General features: G+C 68.5%; 4 protein-coding genes and 2 pseudogenes. 5 read left to right on the forward strand and 1 reads right to left on the reverse strand.

Annotation, left to right across the window (positions count from 1 at the left end):
• Both IT540_RS02495 and IT540_RS20810 read left to right on the forward strand, forming a co-directional pair.
• Positions 1-822: thiolase family protein (locus tag IT540_RS02495; protein ID WP_291172783.1), on the forward strand; the 822-nt coding region annotated here is incomplete at its 5' end.
• Positions 819-896: pseudogene (locus IT540_RS20810) on the forward strand (zinc ribbon domain-containing protein); the annotation flags it as partial. The gene IT540_RS02495 and the pseudogene IT540_RS20810, both read left to right, overlap by 4 nt.
• Positions 897-935: 39 nt before the next feature.
• Here IT540_RS20810 and IT540_RS02500 read toward each other — a convergent pair.
• On the reverse strand, positions 936-1,115 hold the full coding sequence (locus IT540_RS02500) for a hypothetical protein (protein WP_291172785.1): 180 nt from the start codon (positions 1,113-1,115) through the stop codon (positions 936-938).
• On the opposite strand from IT540_RS02500, the gene IT540_RS02505 reads away from it, so the two are divergent.
• The 3 genes and pseudogenes from IT540_RS02505 to IT540_RS02515 form a co-directional block, all read left to right on the forward strand.
• The gene (locus IT540_RS02505; RefSeq protein WP_291172787.1) at positions 1,114-2,277 is read left to right on the forward strand and encodes an acyl-CoA dehydrogenase family protein; all 1,164 of its coding nucleotides are present in this window, start codon (positions 1,114-1,116) and stop codon (positions 2,275-2,277) included. The two genes, IT540_RS02500 and IT540_RS02505, sit on opposite strands and share 2 nt — an antisense overlap.
• Positions 2,274-3,215, forward strand: coding sequence for a zinc-binding alcohol dehydrogenase family protein (locus IT540_RS02510; RefSeq protein WP_291172789.1), 942 nt, complete (start codon positions 2,274-2,276; stop codon positions 3,213-3,215). The genes IT540_RS02505 and IT540_RS02510 overlap by 4 nt, the downstream gene beginning before the upstream one ends.
• Before the next feature lie 182 nt (positions 3,216-3,397).
• A pseudogene (locus tag IT540_RS02515) lies at positions 3,398-3,623 on the forward strand (hypothetical protein); the annotation flags it as partial.

Consider the following 3,623-nt stretch of genomic DNA (forward strand, 5'->3'; position numbering starts at 1 on the left):
GCGTCGACGGTCGTGCTCCTCTCTGGCGACCATTTCGGCCCTGAGGACTTCAAGCAACTCGTCGACAACTACAACCGCACGACCGCGCGCCGACTCGCGGGCATCCCGCACGGCGGGCCGAACGCCCTGTTCGCGATGCTTACGCGAAAGCAGATGGACGAGCACGGGCTCAGCCGCGAGGACTACGGCCATCTCGCCGTCGCCCAGCGCCGCTGGGCCGGCCTGAACCCGGACGCCATCTATCGCACGCCGATGACGCTTGAGGATTACCTCGCCGCGCCGGTGGTCGCCGCTCCGTTGCACCGACTCGACTGCGTGCCGGTCGTGAGCGGCGCCGACGCGCTCGTTGTGCGCGCGACTGGCGGTGGCGTCCGCGTGCGTGCGTTGCGCGCGCTACACAACCATGATGGCCAGGAAGGCGACGGCCTGCGCACTGGCATTGCCGACCTCGCCTCCGACCTCTGGCGCGATGCCGGTGTCGGGCCGGACGGGATGGACGTCGTCTCCGTCTACGATGACTACCCTGCGATGGCGCTCGCGCAACTCGCCGATCTCGGCTATGCGAACGGCGACCTCCCGCGCTTCCTCCGCCGCCTCGATGAGGAACGGATGCCGGTGAATACTTCCGGCGGCCAGCTCTCGGCCGGCCAGGCCGGCGCCGCAGGCGGAATGATCGGTCTCGTCGAAGCAGTGAGGCAGCTGCGCGGCGAGGCGGGCGAGCGCCAGGTTGCCAAGGCTCGTCTTGCGGTCGTCACCGGCTACGGCATGGTCCTTTACCGTTACGGCGCGTGCGCGAACGCCGTCGTCCTGGAAAGAACATGACCATTGAGATCCCTGTTTGCCTAGCATGTGGCCGGGCGGTGTTCCCGGAGCGTCTGCTTTGTCCCGCCTGCGGAGCACGTGCTTGGCGGCGTGAGCCAGTCAGCTCCGGGATACTAGAGGGGGTCGCGCAGCGGGGCGACGTACGTGTTGGCGCAGTGCGGACGCCGCTCGGACCGCTCGTAATCGCTCGCGTCGTGGCCGCCGTTGAGCCCGGCGACGAGACGCCGCTCTCGGCTGACGGCGACGTGCCCGTTGCGGGTGCATGAGTTTCCACCTCGGCGAGAACTGCGCATGAATTTTGACCTCGACGAGAGCCAGCAAGAACTGCGCACGTTTGCGCTCGAGCTCGCTGGCCGTACCGAGGACCGCTACTGGCAGGCGGTCGACGAGGAGTACCGCTTCCCGGCGGAGTTCTGGAACTCGCTCACCGAGCAGGGCCTGCTCGGCATAGCGCTGCCGGAGGAGTTCGGCGGCCTCGGCAAAGGCCTGCTGGATCTCACGGTCGCGGTCGAGGGGGTAGCCGAGGGCGGTGGCGGCATGGAGGCCGGATCGCTCTTCCTGGGCGGTCCCGTTTTCGGTGGCTGCCTCCTCGACCGGCACGGCACCCGCGAGCAGCAGGAGAAGTACCTGCCAGGCCTGGTCGCCGGCGAGATGTGGGCGGGCGCGTTCACCGAGCCGGAGTCGGGCTCCAACATCACGAGGATCCGGACGAAAGCGACACTCGACGGCGACCGCTACCTCGTCAATGGCCAGAAGGTCTACATCTCGCTCGTGCGGCAGGCGAAGCACATCGTCGTCATGGCGCGTACCAGGCCGTACGACTCCGAGCACCGCACGCGTGGCATCTCGCTCCTCCTCGGGGATCTGCCGGATGAAGGGGTGAGCGCTCACCCCTTCAAGAAACTCGGCAACCACTTCATGGACACGAATGCCGTGTACTTCACCGACTACGCGATCCCGGCCGGGAACGTCGTCGGCGAGGAGGGCAACGCGTGGGGGCCGCTCTACGACGTCCTCAACCCGGAGCGGATCATCCTCGCGGCGGCCGCGATCGGGACGGGCAACCTCTGCATCCGCAAGGCGGTCGAGTTCGCCTTGGACCGGAAACCGTGGGGCAAGCCGATCGGCGCCTACCAGGGATTGCAGTTCCCGCTCGCAAAGGCGCGTGTGGCGCTCGAGACGGCCAAGCTGAAGGTGTACGAGGCGGCTTGGCTGTACGACCAGAAGCGCGATTGCGGCATTGCAGCTGCGATGGCGAAATTTGCTGCGGCGCATGCAGCGCTCGATGCGGCCGACTGGGCGATACAGGTCTACGGCGGGGCCGGTTACGTCTCCGAGTCCGGCATCGAGCGTCACTGGCGCAACCTCCGCCTCTACCGGCTGAGCCCCGTCTCCGATGAGATGACCCTCAATTACCTCGCGCAGCACGACCTCAGGCTGCCTCGCTCCTATTGAACGCGCTCTCAATCCACGCGTTTGGCGAGCCGCCGCGCCTCGGCGACCGCCCGGCACCGGAGACCCGCGAGGGTGAGGTGCTCGTACGCCTGGAGGCGACGGTGCTCAGTCGGCACGATCTCGACGTTGCGCGCGGCCGACTCCCCCACCACCCGCCGCTCCCGTACGTGCCTGGTCTCGAGGGAGCCGGCCGCGTCATCGCGGCGGGCCCGGGCGTCGACTGCGGGCGCATTCGGGAGGGAGCGCTCGTCCGCGTCTACGGCGGCGGGCTCGGCGCGAACCGGCCCGGGACCTGGTCGGAGCTCGTCGCCTGCCCGGCACGTGCGGTGACGCCCGTGCCGGACGGCATCGAAGCTGTCGTTGCTGCAGCCTGCGGCTCGGTCGCGCTGACTGCGGCAAGTGCCCTTGATCTGGGCCGGCTCGCGCCCGGGGAGCGGCTCGGCGTTACCGGCGGCTCCGGCGCCGTCGGCTCGCTCGTATTGCAGCTCGCGCACGGCCGCGGGGTGCGCGGGTGCGTCGCATGGCTGCGATCCCGCGAGTACGCATCCGCGCTGCCGCCGGGCACCCAGCTCGTCCTCCCGGGCGGCGACCCACCCACCGAGCGCGTCGACCTGCTTGTCGACACCGTCGGCGGCTCCCAGCTTCCTGCGCGGTTACGAAGCGTCCGGTCTGGCGGCCGTGCGGTGCTCATTGGTTACACCGCCGGGAGCACGGTGACGTTCGACCTTCGGAACCTGCTGGATGGCGACGTCGAGGTCTTGCCTCTGAATATGCGCAGGCGGCGGCTGCCCGACGGGCTCGAGGCGCAGCTCCTGAATGAGTTTGCGTGTGGACGGCTGGCCGTGGCGACCGAGGTGGTCGGGCTCGATGACGTCGCCGAGGCCCTCAATCGTCTCGACGCCGGCGAGGTCGCCGGACGGCTGGTGCTCCGCTGGTGAGCAGATATAGGCTGTGGCCCAAACAAGGCTGTGTGCAGTCCCGATGCAGCAAGGTACAAGTCGAACGAGCGGTAAGACGATGACCGGCGTCGATCCGCGGCAGCGAGCCCGGCGAACTTGCTGCGGCACTGCAGCAGCTGTCCGGGAGCCGGTCGTGGTGGATGCGCTGGTGGTGCTGTCCGATGACGCTGCGGCGTGAAGTTGCCGCCACCCCGGAAACATTCCGCTCACTCGGGAATCGAATGCTGATGATGCAGGAAATCAAGACCTATCTCGCACCGCGCAACCTGGTCGAGGCCTTGAAGGCGATGGCGGCCGGTGACGTCACCGTCGTCTGCGGGGGCACGGATCTCGCGCCGCAGACGGAATCCGGGGTGCGGCGGTACAGCGCCACGCTGATGAACATCC

The organism is Hyphomicrobium sp. (assembly GCF_020852195.1).
Taxonomy (GTDB): Bacteria; Pseudomonadota; Alphaproteobacteria; order Rhizobiales; family Hyphomicrobiaceae; genus Hyphomicrobium_C.

Bases quoted from the DNA above. Each gene is read 5' to 3' on its own strand.
- IT540_RS02505 (WP_291172787.1), top strand. From the start codon at position 1,114: ATGAATTTTGACCTCGACGAGAGCCAGCAAGAACTGCGCACGTTTGCG.
- IT540_RS02500 (WP_291172785.1), bottom strand. From the start codon at position 1,115: ATGCGCAGTTCTCGCCGAGGTGGAAACTCATGCACCCGCAACGGGCAC.